Origin of the sequence: Bradyrhizobium sp. 2TAF36 (assembly GCF_052114925.1) — a bacterium.
Lineage (GTDB): Bacteria > Pseudomonadota > Alphaproteobacteria > Rhizobiales > Xanthobacteraceae > Bradyrhizobium > Bradyrhizobium barranii.
On the sequence record NZ_JBFRFR010000117.1, the window covers coordinates 1 to 16,093 of the forward strand.

General features: G+C 65.6%; 15 protein-coding genes. 11 read left to right on the plus strand and 4 right to left on the minus strand.

Annotated features, from left to right (window positions below; translation table 11 throughout):
• Positions 1-177 precede the first annotated feature (177 nt).
• Complete coding sequence (locus AB4Z51_RS40475) at positions 178-948, minus strand: enoyl-CoA hydratase (RefSeq protein WP_085402204.1); 771 nt, start codon at positions 946-948, stop codon at positions 178-180.
• Between the two features lie 153 nt (positions 949-1,101).
• On the opposite strand from AB4Z51_RS40475, the gene AB4Z51_RS40480 reads away from it, so the two are divergent.
• Together AB4Z51_RS40480 and AB4Z51_RS40485 are read left to right on the plus strand one after the other, a co-directional pair.
• Entirely contained in the window at positions 1,102-1,632 is a 531-nt protein-coding gene (locus AB4Z51_RS40480; RefSeq protein WP_085402205.1) for a PaaI family thioesterase, read from the plus strand.
• Positions 1,633-1,701: 69 nt separating this feature from the next.
• On the plus strand, positions 1,702-2,322 hold the full coding sequence (locus AB4Z51_RS40485; RefSeq protein ID WP_085402206.1) for a TetR/AcrR family transcriptional regulator: 621 nt from the start codon (positions 1,702-1,704) through the stop codon (positions 2,320-2,322).
• Between the two features lie 109 nt (positions 2,323-2,431).
• Here the strand turns inward: AB4Z51_RS40485 and AB4Z51_RS40490 are convergent, their stop codons facing one another.
• Positions 2,432-3,340: a LysR family transcriptional regulator gene (locus tag AB4Z51_RS40490; protein ID WP_028157678.1), complete on the minus strand. Its 909-nt coding sequence runs from the start codon at positions 3,338-3,340 to the stop codon at positions 2,432-2,434.
• A gap of 101 nt (positions 3,341-3,441) precedes the next feature.
• Here AB4Z51_RS40490 and AB4Z51_RS40495 point away from each other — a divergent pair, with 101 nt between their 5' ends.
• The 8 genes from AB4Z51_RS40495 to AB4Z51_RS40530 all read left to right on the plus strand — a co-directional run bounded on the left by AB4Z51_RS40495 (position 3,442) and on the right by AB4Z51_RS40530 (position 12,705).
• Entirely contained in the window at positions 3,442-4,938 is a 1,497-nt protein-coding gene (locus AB4Z51_RS40495; protein WP_063983817.1) for a CoA-acylating methylmalonate-semialdehyde dehydrogenase, read from the plus strand.
• Positions 4,939-4,961: 23 nt separating this feature from the next.
• Entirely contained in the window at positions 4,962-6,107 is a 1,146-nt protein-coding gene (locus AB4Z51_RS40500; protein ID WP_085402207.1) for an isobutyryl-CoA dehydrogenase, read from the plus strand.
• Entirely contained in the window at positions 6,104-7,171 is a 1,068-nt protein-coding gene (locus AB4Z51_RS40505) for an enoyl-CoA hydratase/isomerase family protein (RefSeq protein WP_441499362.1), read from the plus strand. The genes AB4Z51_RS40500 and AB4Z51_RS40505 overlap by 4 nt, the downstream gene beginning before the upstream one ends.
• 24 nt (positions 7,172-7,195) lie before the next feature.
• Positions 7,196-8,092: a 3-hydroxyisobutyrate dehydrogenase gene (gene mmsB, locus AB4Z51_RS40510; RefSeq protein ID WP_283808576.1), complete on the plus strand. Its 897-nt coding sequence runs from the start codon at positions 7,196-7,198 to the stop codon at positions 8,090-8,092.
• Positions 8,092-9,807: an AMP-binding protein gene (locus AB4Z51_RS40515; RefSeq protein ID WP_441499363.1), complete on the plus strand. Its 1,716-nt coding sequence runs from the start codon at positions 8,092-8,094 to the stop codon at positions 9,805-9,807. The genes mmsB and AB4Z51_RS40515 overlap by 1 nt, the downstream gene beginning before the upstream one ends.
• Positions 9,808-10,287 (plus strand): MaoC family dehydratase, encoded by a 480-nt coding sequence (locus AB4Z51_RS40520; protein WP_085402211.1) that lies wholly within the window; start codon positions 9,808-9,810, stop codon positions 10,285-10,287.
• A 283-nt stretch (positions 10,288-10,570) separates the two neighbouring features.
• Positions 10,571-11,488: an SDR family NAD(P)-dependent oxidoreductase gene (locus AB4Z51_RS40525; RefSeq protein WP_085402212.1), complete on the plus strand. Its 918-nt coding sequence runs from the start codon at positions 10,571-10,573 to the stop codon at positions 11,486-11,488.
• Positions 11,485-12,705, plus strand: a complete 1,221-nt coding sequence (locus AB4Z51_RS40530; RefSeq protein WP_441499364.1) for an NAD(P)/FAD-dependent oxidoreductase — start codon at positions 11,485-11,487, stop codon at positions 12,703-12,705. Before AB4Z51_RS40525 ends, AB4Z51_RS40530 begins: the two co-directional genes overlap by 4 nt.
• On the opposite strand, the gene AB4Z51_RS40535 is transcribed toward AB4Z51_RS40530, so the two are convergent.
• Complete coding sequence (locus AB4Z51_RS40535; protein WP_085402214.1) at positions 12,706-13,923, minus strand: MFS transporter; 1,218 nt, start codon at positions 13,921-13,923, stop codon at positions 12,706-12,708.
• Between the two features lie 93 nt (positions 13,924-14,016).
• On the opposite strand from AB4Z51_RS40535, the gene AB4Z51_RS40540 reads away from it, so the two are divergent.
• Positions 14,017-14,919: a LysR family transcriptional regulator gene (locus tag AB4Z51_RS40540; protein ID WP_085402215.1), complete on the plus strand. Its 903-nt coding sequence runs from the start codon at positions 14,017-14,019 to the stop codon at positions 14,917-14,919.
• On the opposite strand, the gene AB4Z51_RS40545 is transcribed toward AB4Z51_RS40540, so the two are convergent.
• Positions 14,916-15,995 carry a D-TA family PLP-dependent enzyme gene (locus AB4Z51_RS40545; protein ID WP_354080443.1) on the minus strand — a complete coding sequence of 360 codons (1,080 nt, stop codon included), beginning with the start codon at positions 15,993-15,995 and terminating at the stop codon, positions 14,916-14,918. The genes AB4Z51_RS40540 and AB4Z51_RS40545 overlap by 4 nt on opposite strands.
• Positions 15,996-16,093 lie beyond the last annotated feature (98 nt).

The window sequence follows — 16,093 nt, forward strand, 5'->3', positions numbered from 1 at the left end:
AAAGCCAGCCGCACAAACTCGTGGCGCTGATCCATCACTGACACCTCGCTCCAAGGCATGGACGGCCTCCCGAATCGGACCAATCCAGCCAATGTTGATGTGTCAGCTATGTCTCCGAACACCCGTCAGTGATCTGTCCGGGCTAAACACTTCGCGGGGCATGACACTGTCTTTGGATTACCGCTTCCTGTTCACGAACGCCTGCATCAGCCGCGTCGGCTCGTCTGTCAGGAACGACTCGCCGAACACCTTGACGCTGAGATTTACCGACTCCGTCAGCGGCAGTTCCTCCCACTGCCGCAGCAGGGCCTTCTGCGAGCGCAGTGCCTCGGGGCCGCATTCGAGCAGCGCGTTGACGAGATGCTCGACTTCAGTATCCAGCCCGCCCTCGGGGGCGACCTTGTCCACCAGGCCCCACGCCAGCGCCGTTGGCGCGTCGATGTTCTCCGCCGTCATCACCAGCCAGCGGGCGCGGGCCCAGCCGATCAGGCGCGGCAGCAGGGCAGCGTGGATCACCGAGGGGATGCCGACGCGGACCTCCGGCATGCCGAAATGCGCATCGTGTGCAGCGATCCTAAAATCGCAGGCGGCGGCGACTTCGAGGCCGCCGCCGAGGCACCAGCCCGGCATCCGCGCGATGACGGGGGCCGGGAATTGGCGCACGGCTTCGCAGAGATCGCGCAGGCGGCTGATGAAGGCTTCGGCTGACTTCTGGTCGAGCTTGGCCATCTCCTTGATGTCGGCGCCGCCGATCATGCTCTTCTCGCTCTGGCCGCGCAGCACCACGACGCGGATGCTGCGGTCAGTCGCGAGGGTCTGCAGGCCTTCGCGCACGGCATCGGTGACGGGCGAGCCCAGAATGTTGAGCGGGCCGGCGTTGCAGATCGCGACATGGACGACGCCGCGCGCATCGCGCGTCACGCCGCAGTGATTGTTGAGCATTTCCATCGGAGCATCTCGGAGTTTCGTGGACATGCGCGAGGCGCGCGGGTCGGGATCACTTCGGTGCCGAAACGCCCTGCTTGTCAAGCGGGTGGGGGACGGAGTTGCCATGGCGAAGTTCGTGACATAGTATGACATGTATCATACAAAGAGGCCGCCATGACCTGTAACGATCAACTCGACCTGTTTTCGCCCGCGCAGCGGCGTGAGCGCGTGGTGGACTGGCAGGTGCCTGCGCCGGTTGCAAAAGCAGCGATGGGGCTTTCAGGCATGGACGCGATGCTGGGAATCCGCGACGGCCGGTTGCCGCCGCCGCCCTTCGCAAAATTGATCGGTTTCACCATGGCGGTGGTCGAGCCGGGCCGGATCGTGATGGAACTGGAGCCGCGCGAGGATCTCGAAAATACCATCGGCCTCCTGCACGGCGCGACCGCCGCGGCGCTGATTGATACCGCCATGGGCTGCGCGATTTCGACGCGGCTGGAGCCCGGGCAATCGTCCGTGACCCTCGACCTGAAAATGACGTTCCTGCGCCCGCTGTCGGTCCGTTCCGGGCTGATCTCGGCCGAAGGCAAGATCATCAAGCTGGGGCGCCAGGCCAGCTACACGGAAGGCTTCGTGCGCGACGGCAAGGGTGCGCTCGCAGTCCATGCAACTGCAACCTTTTCCATGATCGGCGCGACAACTTAACATGAATTAATGCACCGCCTGGTCCATTTTTGTGTTATGAGATGATCTCCGACATTCAATGAGACCCGCATGCGCTATTCCCGGGAACACAAGCAGGAAACCCACGACCGAATCGTGAAGAAGGCCTCCGTGCGGCTGCGCGAAAAGGGCGCTCACGGCATCGGCGTCGCCGACCTCATGAAGGAGGCGGGCCTGACCCATGGCGGCTTCTACGCGCATTTCGACTCGCGCGAGGCGCTGGTGATCGAGGCCTTTGCCTACGCCATGGACCGCTCGATGGAGCACTGGCGCAAGCAGTCCGATCAGGTCGCGCCCGAAAAGCAACTGACCCAGATCGTCGAGACCTATCTTTCGGCGTTGCATCGGGACAATACCGGCCATGGCTGTTCGATTCCCGCGCTTGGCGCCGAGATCGCCCGCGAGAGCCCGAAGACGCGCAAGGCATTTGCCGGAAAGCTCGACGAGATGGTCGAGATGATGACCGATTTCATCCCCAACCTGCCGCGCAAGGCCGCGCGCAAGCAGGCGATCGCGACGCTGGCCACGATGGCCGGCACCATGCTGCTGGCGCGCATTGCCGGCTCCAGCGAATTGTCGGACGAGGTGCTGAAGGCGGGCAAGGACAGCGCGCTCGATGGCGCGAAACGCGAGCCGAAGGTGACGGCGGCGAAGAAGGCGAAGCAGAACTGAGGTTCGGTAGGGTGGGCAAAGGCGCTCCAGCGCCGTGCCCACCATCTCTCCACGCCTGCAAGAGACATGGTGGGCACGCTTTCGCTTTGCCCACCCTACGAGACCGTCGTTACCTTCCCGCAAACAACGCCCGCTCGCGCTCCACGATCTCGCCGATGTAATCGGCCACCGCGCGGATCCGCGCGAGGTCCTTGCTGTCCGCGTGCATCAGCATCCAGAACGTCCGCGTGATCGATATCTCCTCCGGCAGCACCGCCACCAGCTGCGGGTAGTCGCTCGCCATGAAGTGTGGCAGCACGGCGATGCCGAAGCCCGCGAGCGTGGAATTGAGCTGCGCGATCAGATTGGCACTGCGGAAGCGCGCCGAAATCCGTGGCGATACCTGCGGGAGGTAGTCGAGCTCGGGCGTGAACAGCAGCTCCTCGATATAGCCGACGAAGCGATGCTGCGGCAGATCCTGCCGCGAGGTGATCTTCGGGAAACGGTCGAGATAGGCCGGCGCCGCATAAAGCCCGAGGCGGTAGTCCAGGAGCTTGCGGCCGACGATGCGGCCTTCCTTCGGCATGGTCAGGCTGATCGCGATATCGGCCTCGCGCTTGGAGAGACTGAACAGCCGCGCGGTGGCCACAAGTTGCAGATCGAGGTCGGGATAACGATCCGCGAAGGGCGCCAGCCGCGGCGCCAGGAAGGCGGTGCCGAACCCGTCGGGCGCGCCGATCCGCACCGTTCCGGTCAGCCGCGCCACCGAGCCGCCGACCTGCTCCTGGTTGGCGACGATGGTCGATTCCATGGCTTCCGCGCTGTCGGCGACGCGCTGGCCGGCCTCGGTGAGGAGATAGCCGGTCTTGCGTCGGTCAAACAGCTTGGCCGAGAGGTGTCTCTCCAGCCGGTCGACGCGGCGGATCACGGTGGCGTGGTCGACCCCGAGCTGTTTAGCCGCAGCCGAAACCGAGCCGCCCCGCACGATGGCCAGCACGAAGCGGAAGTCGTCCCAGTCGATGCTACCTTGATCCAGCATTTTCGCACATCTATGGTGCATTATCTCAGACTTGAATCCTATAAAATGCAGGTCGATAGGATTTGTCAAAGCGTTCACGCTCGACCTCAGGAGATCATTCCATGCGTTCAATCGGACATTTCATCGGTGGCAAGGAGGTCAAGGGCACCTCAGGCCGGACGGCAGACGTTTTCGAGCCGATGACCGGTGACGTCCAGGCCAAGGTGGCGCTGGCGTCCAAGGCCGAGGTCCGCGCTGCCGTGGAGAACGCCCGTGCCGCCCAGCCGGAATGGGCCGCGACCAACCCGCAGCGCCGCGCCCGCGTCATGATGAAGTTCGTGGAGCTGGTGCAGCGCGACTACGACAAGCTCGCCGAGCTGCTCGCGCGCGAGCATGGCAAGACCGTGCCGGACGCCAAGGGCGACATTCAGCGCGGCCTCGAAGTCGCGGAGTTCGCCTGCGGCATCCCGCATCTGATGAAGGGCGAATACACCGAAGGCGCCGGCCCCGGCATCGACATCTATTCCATGCGCCAGCCGCTCGGCGTCGTTGCGGGCATTACGCCGTTCAACTTCCCGGCGATGATCCCGATGTGGAAGTTTGCCCCCGCCATCGCCTGCGGCAACGCCTTCATCCTGAAGCCGTCCGAGCGCGACCCCGGCGTGCCGATGATGCTCGCTGAGCTGATGATCGAGGCGGGCCTGCCGGCTGGCATCCTCAACGTCGTCAACGGCGACAAGGAAGCGGTCGACGCCATCCTGGACGATCCCGATATCAAGGCCATCGGCTTCGTCGGCTCCACGCCGATCGCGCAATACATCTACGAGCGCGCAGCCCAGACCGGCAAGCGCTGCCAGTGTTTTGGCGGCGCCAAGAACCACGCCATCATCATGCCCGACGCGGACATGGACCAGGCGGTCGACGCGCTGATCGGTGCGGGCTACGGCTCGGCCGGCGAGCGCTGCATGGCCGTCTCCGTCGCCGTTCCCGTCGGCAAGTCCACCGCCGACCGGCTGATGGAAAAGCTGATCCCGCGCGTCGAGTCGCTCAAGATCGGCACCTCAATCGATCCGTCCGCCGACTACGGTCCGCTGGTCACGCGCGAGGCGGTCGAGAAGGTCAAGAGCTACATCGACATTGGCATCAAGGAAGGCGCGACGCTCGCCGTCGACGGCCGCGGCTTCAAGATGCAGGGCTACGAGAAGGGGTTCTATCTCGGCGGTTCGCTGTTCGACAACGTCACCAAGGATATGCGGATCTACAAGGAAGAGATCTTTGGCCCGGTGCTCTCGGTCGTGCGCGCGCACGACTACAAGGAAGCGCTGGCGTTGCCGTCGGATCATGACTACGGCAACGGCGTCGCCATCTTCACCCGCGACGGCGACGCCGCGCGCGACTTCGCGGCCAAGGTCAATGTCGGCATGGTCGGCGTCAACGTGCCGATCCCGGTGCCGATCGCCTATTACACTTTCGGCGGCTGGAAGAAGTCGGGCTTCGGCGATCTCAACCAGCACGGCCCGGACTCGGTGCGCTTCTACACCAAGACCAAGACGGTGACCTCGCGCTGGCCGTCCGGCGTCAAGGAAGGTGCGGAGTTCTCGATCCCGCTGATGAAGTAACCCTCTCAAGAGCGAGGCCGGGGATGCAGTTCGCTCTGAACGAGGATCAGGTCGCGGTTCGCGACATGGCGTTGGCGTTTGCGGCCGAGAAGATCGCGCCGCACGCGCTGCGCTGGGACGAGGAAAAGCATTTCCCCGTCGACGTGATGCGCGAGGCTGCCGCGCTCGGCATGGGCGGCATCTACATCCGCGAGGATGTCGGTGGTTCCGCCATGACGCGGTTCGACGCGGCGCTGATCTTCGAGGCGCTGGCGACGGGCTGTCCGACCACATCGGCCTTCATCTCCATCCACAACATGGCGTCCTGGATGATCGATGCCTTCGGCAGCGACACCCAGCGCCACAAATGGTTGCCGAAACTCTGCTCGATGGAGCTGATCGCGAGCTACTGCCTGACCGAGCCGGGCGCCGGCTCCGATGCGGCAGCGCTGCGCACCCGTGCCGTGCGCGACGGCGACCATTACGTCCTCAACGGCCAGAAGCAGTTCATCTCCGGCGCCGGCGGCACGGATCTCCTGGTCGCCATGGTCCGAACTGGCGGTGACGGCGCCGGCGGCGTCTCGACCCTCGTGATCGACGGCAACACGCCCGGCGTCTCCTACGGCGCCAATGAGCGCAAGATGGGCTGGAATGCGCAGCCGACCCGCGCCGTGATGTTCGAGAACGCCCGCGTGCCGGTTGCCAACCGGCTGGGCGAGGAGGGCATCGGCTTCAAGATCGCGATGGCCGGCCTCGATGGCGGCCGCCTCAACATCACCGCATGCTCGCTCGGCGGCGCGCAGACCGCGCTCGACAAGGCGCGCACCTACATGAAGGAGCGCAAGGCTTTCGGAAAACGTCTCGACGAATTCCAGGCATTGCAATTCCGGCTCGCCGACATGGCGATCGAGCTCGAGGCCGCGCGCACCTTCCTGTGGCGCGCAGCGGCGGCGCTCGACCGCAAGGACCCCGATGCCACCATGCTGTGCGCCATGGCAAAGCGCTTCGGCACCGATGTTGGCTTCGAGGTCGCCAACCAGGCGCTCCAACTCCATGGCGGCTACGGCTATCTCAGCGAATACGGCATCGAGAAGATCGTGCGCGATCTGCGCGTGCACCAGATCCTCGAAGGCACCAATGAAATCATGCGGCTCATCGTGGCGCGCAAATTGATCGAGGGCGCGCGATGAGTTCAGTGGAGGAGGGTGATCTGGTCGCCCGGGTCGAGGGCGCAGCTGGCGTGATCCGGCTCAATCGCCCCAAGGCCATCAACGCCGTGACGCTGGAGATGTTTCGCGACATCGAAAAGGCGCTCGACCGCTTCGAGGCCGATTCCGCCGTCGCCGTGATCCTGCTGGAGGGGGCCGGCGAGCGCGGCCTGTGCGCCGGCGGCGACATCCGCACGCTCTGGGAAAGCTCGAAGGTCAACGGTGACCTCGGCAAGATCCTGTGGCGCGAGGAGTACATCCTCAACGCCCGGATCAAGAAGTTTCCGAAACCGTATGTCGCGTTCATGGACGGCATCGTGATGGGCGGCGGCGTCGGGCTCTCCGCCCATGCCAGCCACCGCGTCGTCACCGACCGCACCAGGCTCGCGATGCCCGAGGTCGGGCTCGGCTTCTTCCCCGATGTCGGCGGCACCTTTCTGTTGTCGCGCTCGCCGGGCGAGATCGGCACGTATTTCGGCCTGACCGGTCAGACCATGAACGGGCCCGATGCAATCCATGCGAAGTTCGCCGATGCTGTCGTGCCGGCGGTGAAATTGCCGGAACTGCGCGAGGCTCTGACAAGGACTCCTTCTGGGGCGACCGCAGCCGATGTCAGCAAGCTCATCAACGACTTTGCGACCGGTGAGACCGCGGGGCCGGTCGCCGCGAAAGAGCCTGTTATCGACGCGTTGTTCGGCTTCGACCGCATGGAGGACATCGTCGCTGCGCTCAAGCGCGACGGCTCCGAGTTCGCGCAGTCGACGCTGAAGACGCTCAACGAGAAATCGCCGCGCGGCATGGTGGTGACGTTGAAGCTGCTGCGGCTCGCGCGCACCGCATCGAGCCTGGAAGAGTGCCTGGTGCGCGAGTATCGCGCCGCGCTGGAGGTCTTCCGCAGTGACGATTTCCGCGAAGGCGTGCGCGCGGCCGTGATCGACAAGGACCGCAATCCGACCTGGTCGCCGCCGTGCATCGAGGACGTGACGCCGGCGATGATTGCGCCGTATTTCGCCGAGATCGGCGCCGACGAACTGAAGTTCAACTAATCAACGAAACGTCTAGCGGAGGATATCGATATGGCCACGATCGCATTCATCGGTCTCGGCAACATGGGCGGCCCGATGGCGGCCAATCTGGTCAAGGCCGGCCACAAGGTGACGGCGTTCGATCTCGTCGAAGCCTCCCGCAACCAGGCCAAGGCCGATGGCGCCGGCATCGCCGATAGCGCTACTGGTGCGGTGAAGGGCGCCGATGTCGTCGTCACTATGCTGCCGGCCGGCAAGCACGTGCTCGGCGTCTGGAGCGAGGTTGTTCCGGCCATGGCCAAGGGCGCGCTGATCATCGACAGTTCCACCATCGACGTCGAGAGCGCGCGTCAGGCGCATGCGCTGGCGGCCAAGCACGGCGTGCTATCGGTCGACGCGCCGGTGTCCGGCGGCACGGGGGGGGCCAAGGGCGCGACGCTCACCTTCATGTGCGGCGGCGAGGAGAGCGCGTTCGCGACGGCAAAGCCCGTGCTGGAGAAGATGGGCAAGAAGATCGTGCATTGCGGCGGCGCCGGCGCCGGGCAGGCGGCAAAGATCTGCAACAACATGATCCTCGGCATTTCCATGATCGCGGTGAGCGAGGCCTTTGCACTCGGTGAGAAGCTCGGGCTCTCGCATCAGGCGCTGTTCGACGTCGCTTCGACCTCGTCGGGCCAGTGCTGGTCGCTGACGACCTATTGCCCGGTGCCGGGCCCGGTGCCGACCTCGCCCGCCAACAACGATTACAAGCCGGGCTTTGCCTCGGCGCTGATGGTGAAGGATCTGACGCTGGCGCAGGACGCTGCCAAGGCCGCGGGCGCGGCCACGCCGCTCGGCAAGCATGCGCAGGAGATCTATCAGTCCTTCGATGCCGCCGGGCAGGGCGGGGTGGATTTTTCCGGAATTATCAAGCACGTTAGGGGGCTAGCCGGGAAAGCCTAATGACGACATTTCAGGACGCGCGCGCGTTTCTGCTAAAGCACCGCACGGATTACGAGACAGCGGTCAAAGACTTCCGCTGGCCCGATCCGGTTCCCTTCAATTGGGCGCTCGACTGGTTCGACGAGCTCGCGAAGGATGCGGACACCAAGGACCGGCCCGCGCTCTGGATCGTCGATGCCGCACAGGACAAGCAAACCAAGCTGTCTTTCGCGGCGCTCTCGCAGCGCTCCAACCAGGTCGCCAACTTCCTGCGCGCGCAGGGTCTGAAGCGCGGCGACCACCTGCTGCTGCTGCTCGGCAATGTGGTGCCGTTGTGGGAGACGATGCTGGCGGCGATGAAGCTCGGCGTCGTCGTGATTCCCGCCACCACGCTGCTCACCGCGGACGAGCTGCGCGACCGGCTCGATCGCGGCAAGGCGAAGGCGGTGGTGGCAGCGCAAGACCAGGTCGCGAAATTCGCAAGCCTTGGTGCCGAGAATGTTGTCCGCATCGTTGTCGGTGCGGCCTCCGATGGCTGGCTTGCCTATGACGAGGCAGCGAAGGCTTCGGAGAGCTTTACGGCTGACGGTCCGACCAATGCCGACGACCCGATGCTGCTCTATTTCACCTCGGGCACCACGGCGAAACCAAAGCTGGTGCTGCACAGCCAGCGCAGTTATCCCGTCGGCCATCTCTCGACCATGTACTGGATCGGGCTGAAGCCGGGCGACGTCCACCTCAACATCTCATCGCCCGGCTGGGCCAAGCACGCCTGGAGCTGCTTCTTCGCGCCGTGGAATGCCGGCGCGACCGTGTTCGTGGTCAACCAGCCGCGCTTCGATGCCAAGGGTCTGCTTGCCACCATCGGCCGCTGCGGCGTCACCACGCTGTGCGCGCCGCCGACGGTGTGGCGGCTGTTCATCCAGGAGAACCTTGCGGCGTTCAAGGTGAGCTTGCGCGAGGTCTGCGGCGCCGGCGAGCCGCTCAATCCGGAAGTGATCGACCAGGTGCAGGCCGCCTGGGGCCTCACCATCCGCGACGGCTACGGCCAGACCGAGACCACCGCGCTGGCCGGCAACTCGCCGGGCCAAAAGATCAAGGTCGGCTCGATGGGCCGGCCGCTGCCGGGCTATCGCGTGCAGGTCAGCGACGCCGACGGCCATCCGGCGAAGGAAGGCGAGGTGGCCCTGGTGCTGGGTGCTGACCGTCCGGCCGGCCTGATGCAGGGCTATCAGGGCGACGACGGCAAGCTCTCGGGCGCGGAAGGCGCGCTCTACCGCAGCGGTGACGTCGTGTTCGCGGACGAGGATGGCTATCTCACCTTCGTTGGCCGTTCCGACGACGTGTTCAAATCCTCCGATTATCGCATCAGCCCGTTCGAGCTGGAGAGCGTGCTGCTCGAGCATGAGCTCGTCGCAGAAGCCGCGGTGGTGCCGAGCCCGGACCCGATCCGGCYCGCGATCCCCAAGGCCTTTGTGCTGCTGACATCAGGTGCGGAGCGCTCGCCCGAGACAGCGCTGTCCATCTTCAGGCATCTGCACACGCGCCTTGCACCGTTCAAGCGCATCCGCCGCCTTGAAATCGTCACCGAGCTGCCGAAGACGATCTCGGGCAAGATCCGCCGCGTGCAGCTCAGACGGCTGGAGCGCGATGACGACCGCAACGATCCCCTGCGCGGTCGCGAATTCCGGGAAGAGGATTTTCCGGAGCTGCCGAAAACACGGAGTGAGACCTAAGTGAACGAAGTCTGGAAGAAGCCGCCTATTTCCCTCGAAGCCTATCAGGCCATGGTCGGCAAGGAGATCGGCGTGTCGTCGTGGCATCTGGTCGATCAGCCCCGCATCGACACCTATGCCGACGTGATCGAGGATCACCAGTTCATCCATGTCGATCCGGAGCGTGCGAAGAAAGAGACCGCCTTCGGCACCACCATCGCCCACGGCTTCCTGACGATGTCGCTGCTATCGATCATGTCCTACGAGGTGATGCCGGTCATCGCCGGCACCACGATGGGCGTGAACTACGGCTTTGACAAGCTGCGCTTCATCTCGCCGGTGCGCTCGGGCAAGCGCGTCCGCGGCCGTTTCGTGTTGGCCGAAGCCAAGCTGCGCAAGCCCAACGAGTTGCATTCCCGCACCAACGTCACGGTGGAGATCGAGGGCGAGGACAAGCCGGCGCTGGTCGCCGACTGGCTCGGGTTGATCTATTTCGCCTGACCCGATGCGTCGTTGCCGGGCTTGACCCGGCAACCCAWCGCTGCTCAAAAGCTGACCAAATCTCGTGCGGAGCGCTCTTGCCCTCTCCCCCTGTGGGAGAGGGTGGCTTCGCGGAACGCGAAGCCGGGTGAGGGGTATCTCTCCACGAGCGCATCCGTTGAGAGAGACCCCTCATCCGGCGCCGTAGCCGACGCTACGCGTCGGCGTCTTTTTAGGACGGCGGCCGTAGGCCGCCTATGCCACCTTCTCCCACAAGGGGAGAAGGAAGAAAGGAAGCACACACATGGCAATCAGGTTCGACGGACGTGTCGCCATCGTCACCGGCGCGGGTAATGGCCTCGGACGCGCGCATGCGCTGGGGCTGGCGAGCCGCGGCGCCAAGGTCGTCGTCAACGATTTCGGCGGCGCGCGTGACGGCAGCGGCGGCTCGCTGTCGCCGGCTGAAGCCGTCGTCGAGGAGATCCGTAAAGCCGGCGGCACCGCGATGGCCGACGGCGCCGACGTCTCCAATTTCGAGCAGGTCACCGCGATGGTCGAGCGCGCCACCAAGGAGTGGGGCAGCGTCGACCTGATGTGCGCCAACGCAGGCATCCTGCGCGACAAGTCGTTCGGCAAGATGGAGGCCGCCGATTTCCAGAAGGTGCTCGACGTGCATCTCGTCGGCACCTTCTATTGCTGCAAGGCGGCCTGGGCCGGCATGCGTGACCGCAATTACGGCCGCATCGTGCTGACGACGTCGTCCTCCGGCCTCTACGGCAATTTCGGCCAGGCCAATTACGGCGCGGCCAAGTCCGGCATGGTCGGCCTGATGAACGTGCTGGCCGAGGAAGGCCGCAAGACCGACATCCGCGTCAACATCATCTCGCCGACCGCGGCGACCCGCATGACGGAAGAGCTGCTGCCGCCACAGGCGCTGCAACTGATGAAGCCGAACGCGATCACGCCCGCTGTCGAATACATGCTGAGCGAGGACGCACCGACCCGCACCATCATGGGCGCCGGTGCCGGCTCCTTCGCCGTGATCGAGATTGTGGAGAGCGAAGGCATCAACCTGCCGGAATCCGACTGGACGCCGGATGCGGTCGCCGCGCATTTCGCCGAGATCAGCGACATGTCGAAGGCGAAGGCGCTGCAGGGCGCGTTCGAGCAGACGCAGAAATACGTGGCGCAGGCCGCGGCACGGGCGGGGATCAAGCTCTGACTGACGTCGCCGTCATCGGTGCCGGTCCCGCCGGGCTGATGGCGGCGGAGGTGCTGGCGCAGGGCGGCGCCCGCGTCAGTGTCTACGATGCCATGCCGTCCGCGGGCCGCAAATTCCTGATGGCTGGCCGCGGGGGGCTCAATCTCACCCACAGCGAGCCGCTGCCGGAGTTCATGGCACGCTACCGCGAGGCAGCGCCGATGCTGCAAGCGGCGATCGCGGCGTTCTCGCCCGATGGGCTCCGCGCCTGGAGCGCGGCGCTGGGCGAGCCGACTTTCGTCGGCAGCAGCGGGCGCGTGTTTCCAAAGGCGTTCAAGGCCTCGCCCTTGCTGCGCGCCTGGCTGCGACGCCTCGACGCCGCCGGTGTGCGTTTCGCGTTTCGTCATCGCTGGACCGGCTGGGACGACCAAGGACGGCTTCGGTTTCAAACAGCCGACGGCGTGCAGGCCATCGCGGCCAAGGCCACAGTCCTCGCGCTCGGCGGCGCAAGCTGGCCGCGGCTGGGCTCCGACGGCGGCTGGGCCGATATCCTTGCGTCCAAAGGCGTTGCGATCTCGAAGCTGCGGTCGGCTAATTCCGGCTTCACCGTCGCATGGTCCGACGTGTTCCGCGACCGCTTTGAGGGCCAGCCGCTCAAGGGCGTGGCGCTGACCATCGGGGCGCATACGGTCCGCGGCGAAGCCATGATCACGCGCAGCGGCATCGAAGGTGGCGCCATCTACGCGTTGTCGGCCGAGCTGCGCGAGGCGGTGCTGGGTCTTGGGCAGGCGACGCTGACGATCGCGTTGCGGCCCGACCTCGAGGCTGATGCGCTGACCACGCGCCTGTCGGGCACGCGCGGCAAGCAATCGCTGGCGAACTTCCTGCGCAAGGCGGCGCAGCTGTCGCCGGTGGGCATCGGCCTGATGCAGGAGGCCGCCATCGCATCCGGCCGGCCGCTGGCGTCGTTCTCGCCGGCGGAGCTTGCGAAGCTGATCAACGCCATTCCGGTTCAGCTCACCGGCGTTGCCCCGATCGAGCGCGCCATCTCGACGGCGGGCGGAGTGACGTTCGACGAGCTCGACGAACGCCTGATGCTGCGCAAGCTGCCCGGCGTCTTCGCCGCCGGCGAGATGCTCGACTGGGAGGCGCCGACCGGCGGCTATCTGTTGCAGGCGTCGTTTGCGACGGGGGCGGCGGCCGGAAGGGGCGTGTTGCGATGGCTCGCGTCGTCCTGATCACGACGTGCCGGTCCTGGTCAGAAGATCGGTGAGAAGGCCTAGCACACCAAAGCTCGCCGCGACCACGCAGACAGCGGTCCAGCCGCCAAAACTCCAGGCCAGCGAGGCCGCTGCGGAGCCGACGCCGCCGCCGATGAAGAACAGCGCAACGAACAGGCCGTTGATGCGGCCGCGCGCCTCGGGGTGCAGCAGATTGATGGCGCGGCGGCCGAGCGTCTGGTCGGCGGTGATGCCGACGTCGAGCAGGATCGTGCCGAGGCTCAATGCCAGCAGAGCCGCCATGCGGGACTCCATCGCACCGGCCACGGCGCAGAGCGCGAGCGAGCCGATGATGAGCAGATGYGCCACAAGAAACAGCGGGCGCGCCCAGCTCTTATCGCCCCAGCGGCCAGCGAGCGGTGTCGCCGCGGCGCCTGCGACGCCGATCAGCGCGAAGGCCGCGATGCCCTTGGAGTCGAGGCCGAATGGCGCCTCCGGCAGGCGCAGCGCGACCGCCGACCAGAAGGCGGTGAAGGAGGCCATGACCAGCGATGCGGTCCAGGCCCGCACGCGCAGCACAGGTTCTTCCCGCAGCAGCCTTGGGAACGAACGGAGCAATTCGCCGTAGCCGACGCGGGCTGCCGGTCGCAGCGTCGGCAGATAACGGCCGAGCGCACCCGCGAGGAACGTCATCAGGATGGCTGAGGCGAGATAATAGGCACGCCAGCTCCAGAGATCTGCGATCAGGCTCGCTGCCGGCCGCGACAGCAGGATGCCGATCATCAATCCGCTCATGACTTCACCGATGGCCTGGCCGCGACGCTCGGGCGCCACCATCGAAGCCACGAGCGGAACCATCATCTGGATCGCGGCGCAGGAGGCGCCGAGAATGAATGTGGCGAGCAATAGCAGCGACGGCGTCGGCGCCAGCGCCGTTGCCAGCGCCGCGAAGATCGCGCAGCCGAGCGTGCGCAGGATCAGGCGCCGGTTCTCGATGAGATCGACCAGCGGCACCAGCAACAACAGGCCGAGCGCATAGCCGAGCAGCGTTAGCGTGCTGACGAGGCCTGCCTGCCAGGCGGTCATGGCCAGCGACCGGCCGATCAGTCCAACCAGGATCTGCGGCGCGAACAAATTGGTGACGACGACGCCGGTGGTGATGGCGCCGAGCCAGATCAGGGATCGCTCGGCAAGTTGCTTCGGGGATGCGAGCTTGGTGGTTTCGGAGATGGTCATGGGACCTCGCGGGCTGGGTACGGGGTCCCCTTTAAGCGGGGTGACTAATATGCTACAATTCAATTAAGCCTATAAAGAATATGCGAGTTCGTTATGAATACCCATGACCTTGTCGCCTTCGTCGCTGTGGTCGAGACCGGATCAATCGTTGCCGCCTCGACGCGCCTCAATCTCACGCAGCCTGGCGTAACCCGGCGCATCCAGAATCTCGAGGAGATGCTGGGCGCGCAGTTGTTGGACCGCCTGTCGAAACCGTTGAGGCCTACGGCCGCAGGTCGTGAGGCCTATGAGCAGGGCCGGCGCCTTCTTCGGATGCTGGACGACCTCAAGTCAGGCGTCGCCAATGACGGCGTTGTGCGCGGCGAGTTCAGGCTCGGCCTCACGCCGTTTCTCTCCGAGGCCGGACTCAGCGCGCCGCTCGACGCGGTGCGTGCCGAATTTCCGGCACTGAGCGTGCGCGTTGTCTCGGGCTGGTCGCCTAACCAAGTCGAGCGGGTCAGCCGCAACGAGCTGGATGCCGCCGCGATCTGCCTGCCTGACGGGGCAACGCCGCCTGCCGATCTCGTCGCCGACGATCTCGGGTCGCAGCCGGTGGTGTTCGTCGTCGCGCGCGACATGAAGATTCCGCGCACCGTCGACCTGGAGCGCCTGTCGCAGCTCTCGTGGGTGATCAACCAGGACGGTTGCGGATTTCGCGACACACTCAAGCGTCGCTTCGATGCAGAGCATTTACCGTTCACCGTCGCTGTGGAGGCGCTGGACAGCGAGTTGCGGCTGTCGCTGGTGTCACGCGGTCTGGGCGTCGGCCTGGTCACGCCGATCGGGCTGAAGCGCAGCGCATTTCGCGACAAGCTCAAGCCGGTCGCTGCGCGGGAGTTCAATCCCGCCGTGCGCGCATGGCTGGTGCATCGCCCGCCGGCCGGGCGACTGACTCGCCCGATCAACCTGTTCCGCGACGGACTGGATCGGGAGCTGCAAGCTCTAATTCGCGCCTAGCGCAGCTTCCCGCGCGCCGCCACCGGCAGCGTGCCGATGATCTCCTCGCCGCGCACCATCACGACCTCGTCCATCATGTTGACGACGACGCAGACGTGGTTCGGCACGATCCGCACGACGTCGCCGATATTGGGGCGCGTGTTGCTGCGTGAGAGGTCAAGGAAGCCGTGTTCTTCCGCGAAGCGCGCGATTTTGGCCTCAGGATGCTCCAGGATCAGGCCGTGGCCGTCGAGGCCGCCGGTGTCCGTGGTCAGCGTCTTCGAGCCGGCGTCCAGAATGCCGCGCTCGGGCGCGGCGCGGCTGACGACGGTCGAATAGATGTGCAGCGCGCAATCGTCCCAGGTGGCGGAGCCGGCGGCGACCTGCATGCGGTCATTGTAGATGTAGGTGCCGAAGCGATGCTCGGTGCCGCCCTTGAGCTTGCCGAGATTCTTCAGGTTCGGCGTGCCGCCGGTCGAGACGATCTTGGCGTCCAATCCGTGCGCGCGCACGCCGGCCAGCGCCTCGTCGTAGAATTTCTGCGCGTCGGCCCAACCGGTCTCGGTCGGGTACAGCATGAAGCCGGCGAATTCGAGCCCCTTGGACCCGGCGATCTCGCGGGCCAGCGCAATCGCCTCAGCCGGGGTCTCGACGCCCGCGCGCTTGCGCCCCGTGTCGCATTCGACCACGACCGAGAGCGGACGCCCCGAGGCCGCTGCTGCCTTGGGCAGGCCGGCGACGACCGTCGAGTTGTCGGCAGCGACTGTCATGTTCGCCTTCGCCTGCAGCGCGCCGAGGCGCGCCATCTTCTCTTCGCCGAGCAGATTGTAGCTGATCAGGATGTCGTCGATGCCGGCATTGGCCATGATCTCGGCCTCGCCGAGCTTCTGGCAGGTGATGCCCTTCGCGCCGGCCGCAACCTGCAGCTTGGCGATCGTCGGGTTCTTGTGCGTCTTGATGTGCGGCCGGTTGGCGACACCCGCATCGTCGCAGGCCTTCTGGATCCGTGCGATGTTGCGCTCGACCCGGTCCATGTCGATGACGGCGCAGGGCGTGCCATATTCACGGGCGATTTTGGCGGCGAGGGGAGTGGTCATGTCATCTCTCTATTTCTGGACCCGTAGGATGGGTAGAGCGAAGCGAAACCCATCAATACCTAATCCCGTTGTGCGATGGGTTTCGCTGCGCTCTACCC